General features: G+C 27.0%; 15 protein-coding genes and 1 riboswitch. Of the genes, 11 read left to right on the top strand and 4 right to left on the bottom strand.

The annotated features are described in order from the left end of the window. Positions 1–24 precede the first annotated feature (24 nt). The 4 genes from JJC02_10095 to JJC02_10080 all read left to right on the top strand — a co-directional run bounded on the left by JJC02_10095 (position 25) and on the right by JJC02_10080 (position 5,240). The gene (locus tag JJC02_10095; protein UDN53264.1) at positions 25–2,526 is read left to right on the top strand and encodes a copper-translocating P-type ATPase; all 2,502 of its coding nucleotides are present in this window, start codon (positions 25–27) and stop codon (positions 2,524–2,526) included. Positions 2,527–2,685: 159 nt separating this feature from the next. Then, positions 2,686–3,354 carry a response regulator transcription factor gene (locus JJC02_10090; protein UDN53263.1) on the top strand — a complete coding sequence of 223 codons (669 nt, stop codon included), beginning with the start codon at positions 2,686–2,688 and terminating at the stop codon, positions 3,352–3,354. Continuing rightward, on the top strand, positions 3,338–4,615 hold the full coding sequence (locus JJC02_10085; GenBank protein UDN53262.1) for a two-component sensor histidine kinase: 1,278 nt from the start codon (positions 3,338–3,340) through the stop codon (positions 4,613–4,615). The genes JJC02_10090 and JJC02_10085 overlap by 17 nt, the downstream gene beginning before the upstream one ends. A gap of 403 nt (positions 4,616–5,018) precedes the next feature. Beyond that, a complete protein-coding gene (locus tag JJC02_10080; GenBank protein ID UDN53261.1) occupies positions 5,019–5,240 on the top strand; it encodes a hypothetical protein in 222 nt (73 codons plus the stop codon). Positions 5,241–5,528: 288 nt separating this feature from the next. Here JJC02_10080 and JJC02_10075 read toward each other — a convergent pair whose 3' ends face one another. Beyond that, positions 5,529–6,293, bottom strand: coding sequence for a DeoR/GlpR transcriptional regulator (locus JJC02_10075; protein ID UDN53260.1), 765 nt, complete (start codon positions 6,291–6,293; stop codon positions 5,529–5,531). Between the two features lie 271 nt (positions 6,294–6,564). On the opposite strand from JJC02_10075, the gene fsa reads away from it, so the two are divergent. Beyond that, a complete protein-coding gene (fsa, locus tag JJC02_10070) occupies positions 6,565–7,239 on the top strand; it encodes a fructose-6-phosphate aldolase (protein ID UDN53259.1) in 675 nt (224 codons plus the stop codon). A 125-nt stretch (positions 7,240–7,364) separates the two neighbouring features. Here the strand turns inward: fsa and JJC02_10065 are convergent, their stop codons facing one another. Both JJC02_10065 and JJC02_10060 read right to left on the bottom strand, forming a co-directional pair. Further along, entirely contained in the window at positions 7,365–8,759 is a 1,395-nt protein-coding gene (locus tag JJC02_10065) for an SLC13 family permease (GenBank protein UDN53258.1), read from the bottom strand. Positions 8,760–8,821: 62 nt separating this feature from the next. Then, positions 8,822–10,168 (bottom strand): MATE family efflux transporter, encoded by a 1,347-nt coding sequence (locus JJC02_10060; protein UDN53257.1) that lies wholly within the window; start codon positions 10,166–10,168, stop codon positions 8,822–8,824. Positions 10,169–10,416: 248 nt separating this feature from the next. Continuing rightward, positions 10,417–10,519, top strand: a riboswitch (purine riboswitch). 92 nt (positions 10,520–10,611) lie between these two features. Here JJC02_10060 and JJC02_10055 point away from each other — a divergent pair. Continuing rightward, a complete protein-coding gene (locus tag JJC02_10055) occupies positions 10,612–11,988 on the top strand; it encodes an NCS2 family permease (protein ID UDN53256.1) in 1,377 nt (458 codons plus the stop codon). Positions 11,989–12,084: 96 nt separating this feature from the next. Here the strand turns inward: JJC02_10055 and JJC02_10050 are convergent, their stop codons facing one another. Next, positions 12,085–13,230, bottom strand: a complete 1,146-nt coding sequence (locus JJC02_10050) for a DEAD/DEAH box helicase (protein UDN53255.1) — start codon at positions 13,228–13,230, stop codon at positions 12,085–12,087. A gap of 304 nt (positions 13,231–13,534) precedes the next feature. On the opposite strand from JJC02_10050, the gene JJC02_10045 reads away from it, so the two are divergent. From JJC02_10045 to JJC02_10025, 5 genes are all read left to right on the top strand, one after another. Beyond that, positions 13,535–14,242, top strand: a complete 708-nt coding sequence (locus tag JJC02_10045) for an ABC transporter ATP-binding protein (protein UDN53254.1) — start codon at positions 13,535–13,537, stop codon at positions 14,240–14,242. Positions 14,243–14,288: 46 nt separating this feature from the next. Next, positions 14,289–15,884, top strand: coding sequence for an ABC transporter permease (locus JJC02_10040; protein ID UDN53253.1), 1,596 nt, complete (start codon positions 14,289–14,291; stop codon positions 15,882–15,884). Positions 15,885–15,985: 101 nt separating this feature from the next. After that, the gene (locus tag JJC02_10035) at positions 15,986–17,062 is read left to right on the top strand and encodes a flippase-like domain-containing protein (GenBank protein ID UDN53252.1); all 1,077 of its coding nucleotides are present in this window, start codon (positions 15,986–15,988) and stop codon (positions 17,060–17,062) included. A 153-nt stretch (positions 17,063–17,215) separates the two neighbouring features. After that, on the top strand, positions 17,216–17,377 hold the full coding sequence (locus JJC02_10030; GenBank protein UDN53251.1) for a DNA polymerase III: 162 nt from the start codon (positions 17,216–17,218) through the stop codon (positions 17,375–17,377). Positions 17,378–17,718: 341 nt separating this feature from the next. Next, positions 17,719–18,987, top strand: a complete 1,269-nt coding sequence (locus JJC02_10025) for a cation:proton antiporter (GenBank protein ID UDN53250.1) — start codon at positions 17,719–17,721, stop codon at positions 18,985–18,987. Positions 18,988–19,068: the final 81 nt, after the last annotated feature.

The following is a 19,068-nucleotide window of genomic DNA, read 5'->3' as shown; positions in this document are numbered from 1 at the left end:
ATTAAAAGAAAGGAAGATTTTATTATGAGTTCAAATAAAGTGGTAGAGAGTTATAAAATTACAGGTATGACATGTGCAGCTTGTGCAAAGGCAGTAGAGAGAGTAACTAAGAAAATGGATGGAGTATATGACCAAAGTGTAAATATAGCTACTGAAAAACTAAAAATAGAATATGACAATTCTAAGGTTAGTTTTGATGATATAAAGCAGGTTGTAGAAAAAGCAGGATATGGAATAATAAAGGAAGAAAGTAATAAAAAAATTGATATGAAAATTGATGGAATGACATGTGCAGCTTGTGCAAAAGCTGTAGAGAGAGTAGTAAAAAAATTAGATGGAGTAGAAAGTATTAGTGTGAATATTGCAACAGATAAAGCTAATATAGACTATGACCCATCAAAAGTAAAATTATCTCAAATAAAAGCAGCTATTGAAAAAGCTGGGTATAAACCAATAGAAGAGGTAAGAAATAAAGTTGATGTGGATGAAGATAAATTGAGAAAAGAAAGAGAAATGAAGTCTTTATTTGTTAAATTCATAGTTGCAATAGTATTTGCAGTGCCTTTGTTTTATATAGCAATGGGACCTATGATAATAAAGCCTATAGGGCCATGGCCTTTGCCAGAAATTATAAATCCCATGACAAATACTTTTAATTATGCATTGGTTCAGTTAATTTTAGTAATACCAGTAATGATAGCTGGATATAAATTTTATATAAATGGATTCAAAGCACTTTTTTCTTTAAGCCCCAATATGGATTCTTTAGTTGCAATAGGAACATTAGCAGCATTTTTATATAGCTTATACACAACAATGCAAATAGCAAATGGACAAATTCAAGGTATGCATCATCATCAGTTGTATTATGAAAGTGCAGGAATAATAATAGCACTTATTTTACTTGGTAAATATTTAGAATCAAAATCAAAAGGAAAAACATCAGAAGCAATTAAAAAGCTTATGGGACTACAACCTAAAACTGCAATAGTGTTAGTTGATGGTAAAGAAGTTGAAACTCCTATAGAAGAAGTAGAGATAGGAGATATACTATTAGTAAAACCAGGGACTAAAATACCAGTAGATGGAGTTGTAATAGAAGGATATACATCAGTTGATGAATCAATGCTTACTGGTGAAAGTATACCAGTAGAAAAGAATGTTGGAAGCAAAGTGACAGGAGCTAGTATCAATAAAAATGGTGTTATTAAGTTTAAGGCTGAAAAAATTGGTGGAGATACTGCTCTTGCTCAAATAATAAAGTTAGTTGAAGATGCACAAGGTACAAAAGCACCTATTGCTAAACTTGCTGATACTGTATCTGGATATTTTGTACCAATAGTAATTGCAATAGCTGTAGTTGCATCATTATTGTGGTTTTTAATAGGAGGAAAAGATATAGTATTTGTACTTACTATATTTATATCAGTACTGGTAATTGCTTGTCCTTGTGCATTAGGATTAGCAACACCAACTGCCATAATGGTTGGAACTGGAAAGGGAGCAGAAAATGGAATATTGATAAAAGGAGGAGAGGCACTAGAATCTGCACATAAAGTAAATACAGTAATATTTGATAAAACAGGTACTATAACAGAAGGAAAGCCAAAAGTAACAGATATAGTATTAAATAATAATGTGAAAGAAGAATATCTTATTAAGATTGCTTCAAGTGCAGAAAAAGGCTCAGAACATCCTCTTGGAGAAGCAATAGTTAAGTATGGAGAAGAAAAGAATATAAAATTTGAGAAAGTTGATAATTTTAAAGCTATACCAGGTGCTGGTATACAGGTTACTATTAATAATGAAAGTATATTGCTTGGAAATAGAAAGCTTATGAATGACAATAATATAAAGCTTGGGGATTTAGAAGAAAAATCAAATGTATTGGCAAGCCAAGGTAAGACACCTATGTATATAGCTGTAGATGGAAATCTATCAGGCATAATAGCAGTTGCAGATGTAGTTAAAGAAAGCAGTAAAAAAGCAATACAAATACTTCATGATATGGGAATAAAAGTTGCAATGGTAACTGGAGATAATGTAAAAACTGCAAATGCTATAGCAAATCAAGTAGGTATAGACATGGTTTTGGCAGAGGTTTTACCAGAAGATAAATCAAAAGAAGTTGAAAAACTACAAAATCAAGGTAAGTTTGTTGCAATGGTAGGAGATGGAATAAATGATGCTCCAGCCCTTGCAAAAGCAGATATAGGGATAGCAATAGGAAGTGGAACAGATGTAGCTATTGAGTCTGCGGATATAGTACTTATGAAGAGTGACTTAATTGATGTTCCAACGTCAATTAAACTTAGCCATGAAACTATAAAAAATATAAAACAAAACCTATTTTGGGCATTTGGATATAATACGATTGGTATACCTGTAGCAGCTGGATTATTGTATATATTTGGAGGACCTCTATTAAATCCCATGATTGCAGCAGCAGCCATGAGCTTAAGTTCAGTTTCAGTCGTTTCAAATGCACTTAGACTTAAAAACTTCAAGGCTTATAAGAGAGATTAGATTAATAAATTAAATAAAATGTATTCAAAAGAGCTATCTTTAAATTAAAAGGATTAATTTACAAATTAAGATAGCTCTTTTTTCATGTAAAATTCACAACAATAAGATAAAATATAAGTAATATATGAAATTTTAAATAAAATAGAAAGGATTGATAGAATGAATTCGTCAATACTTGTAATTGAAGATGATTCAAATATACAAGAGTTAATATCAGAATTTTTAAGTGCAGAAGGTTATCAAGTTGATACAGCAAATGATGGGCTGGAAGGTATACAAAAGTTTAAGCAAGGAAGTTATGACTTAGTGATATTAGATATAATGATGCCAAATCTAGATGGTTATGGAGTTTGTAAAATGATAAGAAAGTCATCAAGTGTTCCAATTATATTTTTGACTGCTTTGAATGATGAAGGAGACCAACTTAAAGGGTTTGATTTAGAATGTGATGACTATATAACAAAACCATTTTCATTTAATCTTCTTATAAAAAGAGTAGAAGCAATTTTAAGGCGAAGCAATAAGACTATAAATGACAAATTTATAGTTTTTGAAAAATTAAAGTTAGATTTAAACACATATATCGCAGAGATAGATGGAGAACCTATAGAACTTACACTGAAAGAGTTTAATATATTAAAAGCTTTGATAGAAAAGTATCCACAGGTTATAACTAGAGAAGGTCTTTTGGATAGTATATGGGGTTACGATTATTATGGCGATACTAGGATTGTTGATGCACATATAAAAAATATAAGAAAAAAAATATCATTACCATATATTAAAACTGTAAAAGGAATAGGATATACACTTGAGAAGGATATTTGATAAATGGGAAAAATTAAGTATAAAGTATAAGTTATTTTCAATAACGACATCATTATTAATAGCATTAGCCTTAATAATATATCTAATTTTATATTTTTTATTGCCATCATATTATCATGAGTATAAAATTGAGTCTCTTCAAGAAAGCTTAAAGTCTTTGGTAGATAATTCAATTCATTTTGATACATATATTTTAGAAGAAAGACTTTATTATATGGCTAAAGACCAAAATTTGGCTATTTTATTAAAGGATAGTCAAGGAAAAATTGTATATGGTAAAAATGAAGTAGTTATTTTAAGATATAGTAAGTACATGATTAATAGTCTTGAGGATGAGTATAGAACATCTATACCCATATATACTAAAGATTCAAAAGATGGACCATATATCTTAGAACTCGTTATGCCATTACAGCCAATTGACGAAGCAAACGAAGTTATAAGAAAATTAATGCCATATATTATATCAATAGCAATATTGATAGCGATTATTGGAGCATATATATATTCAATCGTGATAACAAAACCTCTTATAAACATAATAGAGAGTGAGAGAGAACAGGAATATAGAAGAAAAGATTTTGTTGCTACAATATCACATGAGCTAAAAACTCCAATAACCATAATAAGTGGTCAAATTGAAGGTATGATTTACAATGTAGGTAAGTATAAGGATAGGGATACTTATCTGAAAAAATCGTATGAATGTACACAAGAATTAAAAGATTTGGTAAATGAGATGATACAGGTTTCAAAATCAGAAATACTTGAAAAAGATTTGAAGTTGGTATCAATAAATATAAGTGAACTATTAAATAGACTTGTAAAAAGACAAATATTTTTAATAGAAGAAAAACATATGAAAACTATTTTAAAAATAGAAGAAAAGCTAGAAATTAAAGCAGACCAAGAGAGGATAACTAAGGCAATTAATAATATAATAAATAATGCCATAAAATATTCTCCTGAAGAATCAGAGCTTATAATTAGGCTCTATGATAAAAATAAACGAGTAAATAAAAGGATTTACAATCAAAGAGTAGTTTTAGAAATTGAAAATACTGGTGTAACTATAGGGAAACGTTATTTAGAAGAGATATTTAACCCATTTTATAGAATAGAAAAATCTCGTTCAAGAAAAACTGGAGGAAGTGGACTAGGACTTTATATAGTCAGTCAAATCTTTAAAAGTCATGGGTTTGATTATAGCATAAAAAATAAAGAAAATTCTGTAGTATTCACAGTCGAATTTAAAAATTAACTTAACTATATAAATAATATATAACTTTCAATAATAGTTCATTTTAAAATCACAAAAAATTCATACTAAAAATGTATTATGTAAATATAAAGAAGATTTAAACCATGAAATACACCAAACTATAATGATGAGATTTCCTTACATCCTCCATATAAGTCATCATTATAGTAACCCAACAATTAAGTTACTGTGAATTTAAAAAATAACACCAAGCGTATAATCTATGCTTAGTGTTATTTTTATTTTGAAATAAAAAATATCTAACTTATTGAAATGTATGGATTTAGATAGTCTTAAATTATATTTAAGGATTTAAAAATTATAATTGATATTACAAATAAATATATGTACTTTGGGAAAAATAAATATAGCAAGTATCATATTTACAGAGGAGGTAGTTTTGATGGACAGATTAAAAAGAGATATGAAAAATATGAAAGAAGATTTAAAAGAAGGCGTTAAAAAGACAGCTTATGTTATGAAAAATACTGCTGAGGATTTAAAAGATGATGCACAAGGTGCTATGGTAAACTTAGAAATGAAAAAAGATGAGATGATGGAAAGATATGAACAAAAGAAATTTTCTAAAGAATTAGAAAAGCAAATGAAAAATGAAATGAAATAAGATTTTATTTATGAATAACGCATTGTTGTACTCATATAAAAAGTAGCTAGTATTATTAAATGGTTTATTTAAGGAAATAGACTTTCTAAAAATAACTGTATTATATTTAGAAAGTCTATTTCAAATTAGTTTTAATGAATAGACATAAGTATAAAATAAATATTATAGAGCTAAATTTTTAAGAATAGACGCAAAGATAAAATAAATATTATAGAACTAAGTTTTTAAGAATAGCTATCAAATAAAGACTTATATTTACAAGAAATTCTATAAAATATATAATTAAGCTTATAAAACATTTACGTTAAATTCTGATAGAATATCTACTATATCAGGAGTAGGAGTTTTTTCTGTAATTATAGAACTAATATCTTCTAAATGAGCAAATTTGAAATTTCCATCAAATTTAAATTTTTTATCTTCCATAACTATAAACACCTTTTTACTTGAATTTATTATAGCTTTTTTTGTCAGACCATCTTCAATTTCAAAAGTTGTAAGTGAAGAGTTGAATACATCCACTCCACAACTACCCATAAAAGTCTTATCAAATTTATATTTAGATATAAACTCTATAGTTGGAGTACCGACAAAACCATCTAGACTGAGATTTAATAAACCTCCAGTGGAAATTATATTTAAATTATTTGGTTTTGAAGTAACTACATTTAGTATGTCCAACATATTTGTAACAAGTGTTACTTTTTTATTACTTTCAGCTAATAACTTTGCAAGCAAGATATTAATTGTAGAGATGTCTAAAAAAATAGTTTCTCTATCTGCAATTAAATTAAATGCTTTTTCTGCTATTATTTTCTTTGTCGGGATATTAATTTCTTTTCTATCTTTTGTGTCCTGATTTTCTAGAGTTTCTCTTGCTAATACAGCTCCTCCATAAATTCTTCGTATTGAAGAGATTTTTTCTATATTTTTCAAATCTTTTCTGATACAATCTTCTGTAACATTAAACTTAGAACTGAGCTCTTTTACAGTAACTCTACCTTCTTTTTTTAGGATATTTAATATAGCTTGAATTCTTTCTTCTGCAAACATTTTCTACCTCTTTTCCCAATATAGTATTATAGTAAATATTATAAGATAAAATACAATATATCAACTATTTTAACATGAAATACAAAATTAATTTAATATAAAAAGTATGTTTTTTTTAATCATCTATTTAGAATTTAATAAATAAAGAAATTATAAAATTAAATAGAAAACTAAAACAATAATAAAGAAGAAAAAACAATAACAAAATATTGAAAATAATACCAAATAAATATATAATAAGAATAAATAAAGATTAAAGGGGGATATTTTAATGCAACTAATCTTAGATACAGGTAATGTGGAGGAAATTAAGGAGTTATGTACTTGCTTACCAATAGATGGTGTAACTACAAATCCAAGTATTATTTCAAAAGAAAAAAAGAATTTTGAGCAACTTATAAGTGAAATTGGTGAAATTATAGGTGAAGATATGCCTATACATGCTCAGGTGTTAAGTACAAAGTATGAAGAAATATTAGAAGAAGCATTATATATAAGTAGCTTGAGAAAAAATATATATGTAAAAATACCTGTAACGCAAGATGGTTTAAGAGCTATAAAAGACCTTCATAAAAAAGGAATAAAAATAACTGCTACTGCAATATTTACAGCTCATCAAGGATTTCTAGCGGCAAAGGCTGGAGCAAATTATATTGCACCTTATGTAAATAGACTTGATAATATATCTGGGGATGGGGTATCTATGGTTTCAGAACTTATAAAAATAATAGATACTTATAAAATGGATACAAAAGTACTTGCAGCAAGTTTTAAAAATGCACAACAGGTTATAGAATTAATGCAACATGGAGTGCATAGTGTTACAGTACCTTATGATATTTGTAAATCTATGATGAATCATCCATTAACTGATTGGAGTGTAGATAAATTTATAGAGGATTGGGAGAATACTTTTGGAAAAGGAAGTAAAACAAATAATATTTAGTATTATTATAAAAGAGTAGCCTTATGTTTAACTTATAAATTGATTTATATAAAAAGCTGAAAATATGAATTAACTTAAGATAATAACTTAAATTATTAAAAAGAAAATTCATATTTTCAGCTTTTTTAAATTTCTAGACCTATAAATCTCCACCAAGGGAATGTTATACATATTATTATGAAATAAGTTAAAGGAATCAAAGTTAAGCCATATTTGAAAATAACATTGCTATTGTATAGATTTTCACCATGTCCAACCATTATTGTAGCATGATGAAATGGTAATATGTATTGTATACTTACTATAATGTAGACAAATAGGCATAAAGTAATACTATTTTCCCTTAGTATGTGCAAACTTCCAAGTAATGGTATTACTACAGATGATGTAGTGACAGCACTTCCAAGACATATATTCAAGATTATTGTGAGAGTTATCAAAAATAATATCGAAATAATTTCTGAAGAGTTTGGTATAAACTTTATTAAATAATTCCCCATTATGTCTACAACTCCAGAATACTTTAATACTCCTCCAATTGAAAATGCTGCTATGAAAAAAATAAGTACTTTCCAATTTATTTCTTTTAAAGTGCTAAATCCAATTATTTTTCTTAGCAATAAAAGAAGTACACAAATTGACATTATAATTAATGTATTTATGTTATGTAGAAATTGAGTTAAAAACATAAAAAACATTATTCCTAGGCATAAAAATACGTGTTTTTGTTCTTTGTTTAGTAAATTAAATTCTTTTTTTAAATTAGAATATGAAAACTGAGGTTTATTAATATCAAGATTTTCATGAGAAACAAATTTTATTGAATACAACTCTTTTTTAAAGACAAAGATAAATAAAAAATAAGTTATAAAACAAGTAATTATAGTTGGAACAGACATGTAAAAAGCCCATTGACCCCAATTTATATTACAGTTTCCAAGTTCTAGTACAACATAGTTTAGAAGAGTGTCTCCATTTACAAAAAACATTGATGTAAAGGTGGAGGCTGTAAATATGCTAAATAAAAGTATAGATTTTGAATCTTCAGTTATTTGTTGTTCTTTTAAAAATTCTTTGTAAAAAGCAGACACAAGAATAACCCTTGGAAATGGTTGTGGGATAAAAAATATTAAAAGTATACCTAAAGTATATGATAAAAGAATCATTTTTTTAGGGGTATTTACAGTATTTAAAATAAGTTTTTCAGAAATAATTTTTGCAACACCTGTTTTTGTAACTGCATTAGTAATTATATATGCAAGAATTATTATATAAAAATTTTCTGTAAATAAAAATTGTAAAATAACATTTATTGGTGCAATGTTAAAAATAAAAGCTAGAATTACAAAAAACAATGCAACCACAGTTTTTTCAGCAGAGTCTATGGCCCATATCAAGATAGTCAAAAAAGATAAGCAGATAGAAAATTTTATATTGAAACTGTAATTAAGAGATAAGTAGAGAATTATGGTAGCTATAACAGTCATATAAAATTGTTTTGGCTTAAGAATAATACCCATTTTTATATTCACCTCCATAATTTATTATATCATAATGAAGGTGAATACATTTTATAAAAAGCTTATTCATTGATTCTATGATTTACAATAGCTTTAGTTTTCCAACGCCCTTTCTTATAGTAAATAACTGTAACAATAAGACCTAAAGTCCAACCAAAAGGAATACCCATCCAAATTCCATCTGTTCCAAAAAATCTAGAAAGCATATAAGAAGCTGGAATTCTTCCAAGCCATAAAGATACTATGGAACTTATAAGGGCAAACATAGAGTCACCAGCACCTTTCATTGCACTTGAAAGTACAAAAGAGGTACCAATAAATAAGAAAAAAGGTCCTATTATAAATAAGTAAGAAGAGCCAATTTTAATGACATCTTTATCAGTATTAAATAAAGCAATTAGATTTTCTCTAAACAATAAAATTAAGGCAACAACTATGAATGCTAAAATTAAAGCCATTTTTATGGATTCTCGAATTCCTTTTTTAACCCTTTCTTTTTCACCAGCACCTATATTTTGAGCGACAAAAGTAGAAACAGCAGAACCGAGATTCATGATAGGTAAGCTTATAAAATTTTCTATTCTAAGACCAGCTCCAAAAGCTGCCATAGCAGATGTCCCATAACTATTAACTAAAAATTGAAGAGCCATATTTCCAATTGAAAATAACATTTGTTGAATTCCACTTGGAAGCCCTAATCTAAGCCCATCTTTAAAGATTTTATTATCGTATACAATTCCTTTGATTTTGAATTTAAGCACTTCATGTTTTTTGTTTAAATAGATTATACTGATTATAAATGATACTGCTTGAGCCATTATAGTAGCAAGTGCAACTCCCTCAACACCCATTTTTAGTACTACAATAAAAGCTAAATCTAAAACTATATTTAGAATTGTAGCTATTATTAAAAAATAGAGTGGAGTTACTGAATCTCCAAGCCCTCTAAGTATCGCACTCACTGAATTGTATCCAGCAGAAAATAGTATTCCGCCAAATATTATAGTAAGATATAATTTTGATTGGGCAAAGACTGACTCTGGTGTATTCATAAGCTTAAGCATGGGTCCACCAAATATTATTCCAAGAACACTTATTAATATAGAACCAATAAATAAAAGTATATATGTGGTATCAATGGTTGCTTTTACTTTTTTTAAATCTCCTGAGCCATAAAATTGTGACACTAAAATAGAAAATCCAAGGCTAATACCCATAAGCATTGCTACTAATAAAAACATTATAGGGTTAGCTCCAGAGACTGCTGCCATTGCTTCTTTTCCAATAAATCTACCAACTATAATACTATCAGCTGTATTGTATAGTTGTTGAAATAAACTGCCAATAAGCATGGGCATGGCAAAAAAGAATATGGATTTTCCCTCATGATCTATAGTTAAATCTTTCACTTTATTCCTCCAAATAAAAAATTTATTAATTTATTATAATATAATCTTAACATAAATTTTATATTCAAACTATAAATAAATTGTATCAAAGCATAATATATTTTTTAAAAATGTAAAGAATATAATTATAATTTGAATTGAGTAAATCAATGTTTAATATAATCGAATATTAATACGAAATCAATATAATATATACGTATATATTGACAAAATTAACTATATAAATTAAAATAATATTCGTAAATAAAAATCATGTTTTTTATTGTATAACATATAATTTTGACAATATGGGTCATAAGTTTCTACCGGAATACCGTAAATATTCTGACTATGTATACTATAATTCAGTTAATTAAATATTTAATTAACTGAATCATGAAGGATACGGCTCAGCTTATCAACTACTGTGCCGTTTTTTGTAAAATTTAATAGGAGGTGTTGTTATGCAAACAACAAACAGTAGTACTATGCAGAAACTTTTTCCAATTTTAACTAATAAAAATGTTGACATGAAGAAGGAAGTAATTGCAGGAGTAACTACTTTTTTAACTATGGCTTATATAATAGCTGTAAATCCAAATATTTTGTCTGAAACAGGTATGCCAGCAGGTGCACTTGTTACAGGTACATGTTTAGCAGCAGCATTTGGATGTATTTTAATGGGTGTAGTTGCCAACCTTCCTTTTGCTTTAGCATCGGGTATGGGTCTTAATGCATTTTTTGCATATACAGTAGTTTTACAAATGGGTGTTCCTTGGGGAGTAGCTCTTACAGCAGTATTTGTAGAAGGTATTATTTTTATAGTATTATCAGTAAGTGGAGTTCGTGAGGCTGTTGTAAATGCAATACCAAGAAATATGAAACTAGCTGTTACAGGTGGTATTGGGATATTTATTGCACTTATAGGTTTAGTTAATAGCGGAATTGTCATTGGAGACCAAGCCACTCTTATTAAAATGGGTAAATTTACACCAGCAGTAATAATAACTTGTATAGGATTAATAATTATTGCTGTATTAGATAAAAAAAGAGTTAAAGGTTCTATACTTTTTGGAATAGTAGTAAGTTCATTACTTGCTTGGGCATTTGCTTTTATGAATCCAGAGTATGCACAAAAATTAGGTATATATTTACCTGGTGGAATATTTAAATTTGAAAGTTTAGCACCAATAGCAGGTAAAATAGATTTAGGATATGTACTACATCCAACAAACATAGGTGGTTTTTTAGTAGTAGTTTGCACATTTTTATTTGTTGATTTTTTTGATACAGTAGGTACATTAGTAGGTGTTTGTTCTAAAGCAAACATGCTAGATGAAAAAGGGAATGTTCCTAATGTAGGTAGAGCTTTACTTACAGATGCAGTTGCAACTACAGTTGGTGCAGGACTTGGAGTATCTACAGTTACAACTTATGTTGAGAGTTCAACAGGAGTTATCGCAGGTGGAAGAACTGGATGGACAGCAGTAACAGTTGGAATTTTGTTCTTAGCTGCAATGTTTTTCTCTCCTGTATTTATAGCAATTCCATCATGTGCTACAGCTCCAGCTTTAATATATGTTGGATACTTAATGCTTGGTACAGTTAAGGACATAGAGTTTGATAATATAACTGAAGGTGTTCCAGCTTTTGTTACTATTGCTTGTATGGCATTAACATATAGTATAGGTGATGGTTTAACTTTAGGTATATTAACTTATGTTTTCGTAAATGTATTTTATAATATATTTGGAACTAAAAAGGCAGAAGATAAAAAACATGTTTCTATGGTAATGATTGTTCTGGCTATACTATTTATAATAAAACTTTGGCTATTATAATAGATATTATTTAAAATTTTAATTTAATATAAAGTAAAGAGCTGTAATTTCTAATCTATTTTAATGATAAATTACAGCTCTTTCGTATTTGTTATATTATTTAATAATGTCTATTAGTTTTCCATTTTGTAAAGCTTTAGGTGTGATTGTTATATTGAATTCTTTTTGTAAATCTTTTATAATGTCTAATTCTTTTTTTGTTATTATTGAGATTGTGTTACCATTTCGATTTCCTCTAGCAGTTCGACCGCATCTATGCAGATATTCGTTTTTACTTTTTGGAAAATCCAAGTTAAAAACATGACTTACATCTACTATGTCAAGTCCACGAGCAGATAAATCAGTTGTAATTAAAATCTTTGCTTTCCCAAGTTTAAATTTATTTATTGCATTTTTCCTATCTTCTTTTGCCATGTTTCCAAAAATTCCTATTGCTTTGTAATTATGATAATTTAGTTTTGATACTAGAACTTCTATATTTTTTTCATTATTTACAAATACGATAGCTCTTTTTGGATTTGTAGCAGATAATGTTTTTCTAAGAAAAGTAAACTTATCCCTTATATCACCTAATAAATATGAGTGACTTATGTTAGGATTTATTTGTGATTTTTCCATTGTTTTTATTATTTCAAATTCTTTCATAAGTTTATCACAAATTTTTATAGTGCTATCAGTAAGACTTGCAGAACAGCCTATAATTTGTCTATCTCTTAATGTAGTTTTTATTATGTCTTCTATACAAGTTATGTTTTTTCCATTCAATAGATTGTCCACTTCATCTAAAACAATGGTTTTTATATTATGTGATTTTAACTTCTTTTGTTTTATCAAGTCTAAAACTCTTCCACAAGAGCCAATTACTATGTGTGGTTTTACTGCTTTTATATTTTTTATTTGTTTTTGTATATTGACCTCTCCAATTAAAGCTAAAGAAGTAACAGAGATTTCTGCATTTTTAGCCAACAATTCAACTTGATTTGTAATCTGCATTACTAATTCATGCGTAGGTGCAAGTATAAGAGCTTGTGTTTCTCTTTTTGATGTATCAATTTTTTCAAATATAGGTAAAAGGTACGCTAGTGTTTTTCCTGTTCCAGTCTGTGAATTAATCAATAAATCCTTATTTTGCATTATATTTCCTATAACAAGTGACTGAACTTCTGTTGGAGAAGTTATGTCTTGTTTTTTAAGTCCATCTATTAGAGTGGAACTTATTTTTAGCTGTTCAAATGTATTCATATTTTGCTCCTTATATTTAATAATTATAGTCAACTATTTTTTATTATACATTGTTTAGGCAAATTGAACTATATATTCTTTTATAATTATGTTTGACACACTCCCCATAGCTAAAACAAGGGGATTCTTGGTGGCTAAGAATTAATAATAAGTTCTACCAGTTGGTTTGTGTTTTTTAGCTTTATATTTCTGATAACTTTGTATTTTATAAATTTTTAAAAGAAACAAATAAAAGTTGTAATTATTTGATATTTGTTATATATTATATATAACAAATATCAAAACTATAATATGGAGGGAAATTATGTTAAAGGTAATCAATGTATCTAAATCATATAAAAATAAAAAAGTAGTAAATAGCATCTCATTTGATGTAAATGATGGAGAACTTTTTGGATTTATAGGTCATAATGGAGCAGGTAAAACTACTACTATTAAAGCAATTGTTGGGATACACGATTTTGAAGAGGGAGAGATACTAATAAATTCTAAATCTATAAAAAAACAGCCTGTTGAATGTAAAAAGGAAATGGCATATATACCTGATAATCCAGACTTATACGAATCACTAACTGGCATACAATATCTTAATTTTATAGCAGATATATTTGAAGTTGCTAAAGATAAAAGAGAAAATTTAATAAAATATTACTCAAATAAGTTTGAACTTAATAAAGCATTAGGAGATTTAATATCTTCATATTCACATGGTATGAAACAAAAATTAGCTATAATTTCGGCTTTGGTACACAGCCCGAAAATTTTAATTCTTGATGAACCTTTTGTAGGTCTTGACCCAAAAGCTTCATTCATATTGAAGGAAATTATGAGGGAATTTTGTGACAAAGGTGGTTGTATATTTTTCTCAACACACGTTTTAGAAGTTGCTGAGAAAATTTGTGATAAGATTGCCATAATAAAAGATGGAAATATAATTGCTTATGGAACTACAGAAGAAGTTAAGGGAAGTAATTCACTTGAAAGTATCTTTATGGAATTAATAGAAAAATAAAATGTTTTTTATACAATATAGTGTCTAAAGTGAGGAATGATAAAATATGAGCAATCTAAGTATATTAATAAAAACTAATATAATAAATGAATTTAAATTAAATGCATTAAAAAAAGCTGATGATAGAGAAAAACAAAAAATAATGGGAATGATACTTTCAGCTTTTATCATAGCAGGGTTATTAATTTTTTATGTAACGAGTTTAAGTCTTTCTTTAGTTGATATCTTAAAGCAAACAAATCAGACGGAAATGCTACTGATATTTGGTTTTGGATTATCGACACTAACAACTATTGTTACATCATTATATAAAACATCATCATATCTATTTCAAGCAAAAGATTTAGACATTTTGAATAGTTTACCTATAAAAGAATCTACAGTACTAGCAAGTAAGATATTAATGTTGGTTGGAGCAAACTATTTATTTTCTTCAATATGTATGATTATACCAGCAGTGGTTTACTTTTTAAATTCTGATGTAAGTATAACCTATTTCCCTTATTTGATATTGCTATTTTTAGCTTTACCACTATTACCAATAGTTGCTTCATCAATAATTTTTATATTTATAGGACAGATATCATCAAAAATAAAATACAAAAATTTAGTATTAATCATAGGTAGTATTATATTGATGTTGCTTTATACTCTACTCATGTCAAGACTTAATTCTATATCAGTTGAGATGTTAAAGAATAGTGTGTCTATTTTAGAGTCGATTAGAAAAATATATCCACCTATATATTATTTTGTTGATGCTCTTAAAACAGGAAGTGTAGTTTCATTTTTAATATTTATAGCAATTTCGATAATACCATTTTTTATGTTTGTAACTCTATTTGCAAAAAAATTTAAAAATATAAATGCTAGGATGAGTGAAGGATATAAGTCAAAAAGTTATGAGTTTAAGAGTCAAAAAACTTCAAGACCTTCAAAAGCCCTATTGAAAAAGGAATTTAAGAGATATACTTCTTCATTTATATACCTTTTAAATTCATCTGCCAGTCTGTTATTTTTGATAGTAGGTACAGTTTTAATATTATTATTTGGAGTAGATAAAATCGGTGAGTTACTAAAATTGAATATAGATTTTAATTTTATAAAAATACAATTATTAGGAGTATTCTTCCTTATAATAGTAATGAATTGTACAACATACTGTTCAATTTCTCTTGAAGGAAAAAATTTATGGATACTGAAATCTTCTCCAATAGATGAAAGAGAAATATTTTGGTCAAAAATATTGATGAATTTTTTATTGAATGCACCATTATCTATTTTATGTTTAATATTAGTATCTATAAGACTAGACTTTGGAATTCAGTTTATTATTGTATCAATCTGTTTACTTATAAGTTTTTCAATGTTTATAGCCTTGATGGGATTATTATTAAATTTATTATATCCAAATCTTGATTGGAAAAATGAAGTGGCTGTGGTAAAGAGAAGTGCAAGTATGATAATTACAATATTAGTATCATTAGCTTATGTAGTTATACTTGGAGGTATATATATATTACTTGGAATTTCGTTTTTAAATATATATATTATTTTAGTAAGTATACTTACATTAATATTAGATTTTATGATATGGAGAATTATTTCTACTAAAGGAGTAAAAATATTTAAAGATTTATAGATGTATTTATGTCAAATAAAGACTTATTTTTTTAGTATTGCAAAGAATATGTTAAGTAGTATACTATGTATAGTGATATGAAAAAATTTAGGAGAAAATAAATGAGAAAATTATCCAAAAGAGAGAAAGATTTTATTCAATATGGATTTTTACTATTTTTGATATGTATTACTACTTATTTAGTATTAACTACTTTAGATGTAAAACTAATACCTAAAGTTATAAGACAAGTAAATAAAAATTATATATTCCTTGGTATATTAATAATTATAGTATATATGCTAATTGAAGCTGTTGTAACTAATTTGATAATAAATGCAGTTCAAAAAACAAAAGTAAAATTTATTGGTATTAAAATGGCTACAATGGGATTTTACTATAACTTAGTTACTCCATTTGCATCTGGAAGTCAACCAATGCAAATATATGCACTTACAAAATATGATGTGAGTCTTAGCAAATCAGTGGCTATAGTTACTAATAAGACTGTAGTATTTCAAAGTACAGTTACCGCATTTTGTGGAATTTTAATTTTGCTAAATAAGTCATTGCTAATGGCTCAAGTACATTCTGTAAGAGTTTTGATAACTGTTGGAATGATTATGAATGTAAGTATGTTGTTAGGTGGACTACTAATAGTATTTAGTCCAAAACAAGTAAAAATGGTAGCAGAAGTTTTGATTAATTTTTTATCTAAATTTAAAACCTTTAAATTTTTAGATTCAAAACGTGACAGAGTAAATCATTATGTTGATGATTATAATTATTCTATAAAAATATTTATTAAAAATGTGAGAGTTCTAGTTTTAAGTATATTACTTACTATGTTACAATTAATAGCGTATTTTAGTATAGTCTATTGTGTTTATAAAGCTTCAAATTTAAAAGGAATATCATATATACATGTAATGACACTACAGGTGTTTTTATATATGGCAATATCACCAGTTCCAACACCAGGAAATGTTGGGGCTAATGAGGTTACATTTTTTACTATGTTCTCCAATGTAATTCCAAAAGAATTATTGGGGTATTCAGTACTCCTATATAGTGGGTTTGTATACTATTTTATATTAATAATTTCAGGGATATTTACATTTAGGACGCATTATACATTAAATTCTTGGAAAAAGGAAGATAAAATAAATTCTAATTTAGATGAAGTTATTGAAAATTGAATTAACAAAATAATTAGGGAAATTCTATATATAAATATAGTGTTAGATAAGCTGTATTATATTAAGATATTTCCCTTTTTTGATTAAAATTATAGAAATTTGAAATAATAAGTAATAAATAGAAAAATTTATATTGTTTTGGAAGGAGAAAGCATGAAACAAGATAAAAAAAATGAAAAACAAAGTAGGATTTCTAAAATAAAACAAAGTACTGATAATAAACTTGAAATAGCTCAAGAGTTACATCCAAGTAAAAATATAGGAAATATGCTTGGATATAGAATAGATAAGAAAAAAATGAATCGACCAAGTTAATGAAAATATTGAAAATAGTACATTTTAAAAAATATATATAATGAAATGTATTATTGTTAAATTTAAACTTATTTTAATAGAAGAAAAAGTCGAAAAATATCTAAAAAAGATATGAATATAAATAATATTAATATATATATACTATAAACTTGACAAAATCAACCTTTTAATTACTAGTAAAAAATAGCAAAATTATATAAGCGTTATTTAATTGTCAAAAATGAAGGGTAAATTGCATATGCTAAAAAATATGATTGATAACATTTATTTGTGTGCTATAATTATATAGGAAAACAATAAGTATATTGCATAATGTATGCATATTGGGAGGAGAGACTGACATGGAATCATCTATACACACAATTGCTAGTAATAATTTATTGATAATTTTTGCTATTGTAAGTATAACTGGAATAATTTGTAGTAAACTTAGTGAAATAATAAAAGTTCCAGATGTAGTGCTATTTTTACTTGTAGGTATTTTAATAGGACCATCCTTTTTAAAATTTATAGATATTCGTGGTTTTCAAATAGAAAATCAACTAATACTTACATTTGGTTCTGCATTTATTTTATATTTAGGAGGAAAAGAAATAAGTTTAAAAGTGTTGAGAAATGTAAAGATATCTGTATTCTTACTAGCTACTTTAGGAGTTGTGATATCTGCTTTTATAATGCAACAAGTGATAGGATTTACTTTTGGAATAAGCACAATGACTGCTTTATTAGCAGGAACTATAATAGCATCAACAGACCCAGCTACTCTTGTACCTATATTTAATCAGGTAAGGATAAAGGATAGGGTAAAGCAAACTGTAATAAGTGAGTCAGCTTTTAATGATGCAACAGGAGCTATACTAACATCAGCAGTGTTAGCTGTAATTTTATCAAATAAATTTTCATTAAGTGAAAATGTTTATGAATTGGGGACAATGGTTATTGTCGGAGTTGTAGTTGGTTTAATTACAGGAATACTGCTTTTGAAATTGGTTAATGATAAACCTTATGGAATATTCAAAGATTTTGCACCAATAATATCTGTTATTTCAGTTGTAGTTGCGTATGAATTATCTACAAAATTAGGTGGAAGTGGATATATGTCTTGCTTTATTGTAGGTATAATAACTGGTAATAAGAAAAACTTTAAAATTTGGTTAAGCCAAAAATCTTATGATGCAGATTTTTATGTTGCTGAAACTTTAGGTACTATTTGTCGTATGGCAATATTTATAATATTGGGTAGCCAAGTTAATTTAGCTCAATTAGGTAAATATTTTATACCTTCTGTAATTACAGTATTAGTCTTAATGTTCATAGCAAGACCACTTTGCGTTTTAGTTTGTACACTTGTAGATAGAGAAGCAAAGTGGAGTAAAAGTGAAATATTATTTATGATGTGGGTAAGGGAAACTGGTGTAATACCAGCAGCACTTTGTGGTATTATTTCAGCAATGAAAGTTCCTGGATATGAAGTAATTTCATCAGTAGTATTCATGACTATACTAATTACATTAGTAATACAAGGAAGCACTACAAAATTGGTAGCTAAAAAACTTGGATTATTAGAAGAAGAAGTGATAAATATAAGTGAAAAAGTATCAACTTTTTAAGATTTTGCTTTAAATAATAAATATTAATGGCTATTTTAATATTGTCTAATGATAATTATTGAAATAGTCCTTTTTTATGTA

It is taken from the genome of Clostridioides sp. ES-S-0054-01, assembly GCA_021561035.1.
Lineage (GTDB): Bacteria > Bacillota > Clostridia > Peptostreptococcales > Peptostreptococcaceae > Clostridioides.
This window is presented reverse-complemented; position numbering and strand designations above follow the sequence as displayed.

Bases quoted from the DNA above. Each gene is read 5' to 3' on its own strand.
- JJC02_10075 (UDN53260.1), bottom strand. From the start codon at position 6,293: ATGTTTGCAGAAGAAAGAATTCAAGCTATATTAAATATCCTAAAAAAA.
- JJC02_10050 (UDN53255.1), bottom strand. From the start codon at position 13,230: ATGAATACATTTGAACAGCTAAAAATAAGTTCCACTCTAATAGATGGA.
- JJC02_10080 (UDN53261.1), top strand. From the start codon at position 5,019: ATGGACAGATTAAAAAGAGATATGAAAAATATGAAAGAAGATTTAAAA.
- JJC02_10035 (UDN53252.1), top strand. From the start codon at position 15,986: ATGAGAAAATTATCCAAAAGAGAGAAAGATTTTATTCAATATGGATTT.
- JJC02_10055 (UDN53256.1), top strand. From the start codon at position 10,612: ATGCAAACAACAAACAGTAGTACTATGCAGAAACTTTTTCCAATTTTA.
- JJC02_10065 (UDN53258.1), bottom strand. From the start codon at position 8,759: ATGGGTATTATTCTTAAGCCAAAACAATTTTATATGACTGTTATAGCT.
- JJC02_10030 (UDN53251.1), top strand. From the start codon at position 17,216: ATGAAACAAGATAAAAAAAATGAAAAACAAAGTAGGATTTCTAAAATA.
- JJC02_10025 (UDN53250.1), top strand. From the start codon at position 17,719: ATGGAATCATCTATACACACAATTGCTAGTAATAATTTATTGATAATT.
- JJC02_10090 (UDN53263.1), top strand. From the start codon at position 2,686: ATGAATTCGTCAATACTTGTAATTGAAGATGATTCAAATATACAAGAG.
- JJC02_10040 (UDN53253.1), top strand. From the start codon at position 14,289: ATGAGCAATCTAAGTATATTAATAAAAACTAATATAATAAATGAATTT.
- JJC02_10045 (UDN53254.1), top strand. From the start codon at position 13,535: ATGTTAAAGGTAATCAATGTATCTAAATCATATAAAAATAAAAAAGTA.
- fsa (UDN53259.1), top strand. From the start codon at position 6,565: ATGCAACTAATCTTAGATACAGGTAATGTGGAGGAAATTAAGGAGTTA.
- JJC02_10095 (UDN53264.1), top strand. From the start codon at position 25: ATGAGTTCAAATAAAGTGGTAGAGAGTTATAAAATTACAGGTATGACA.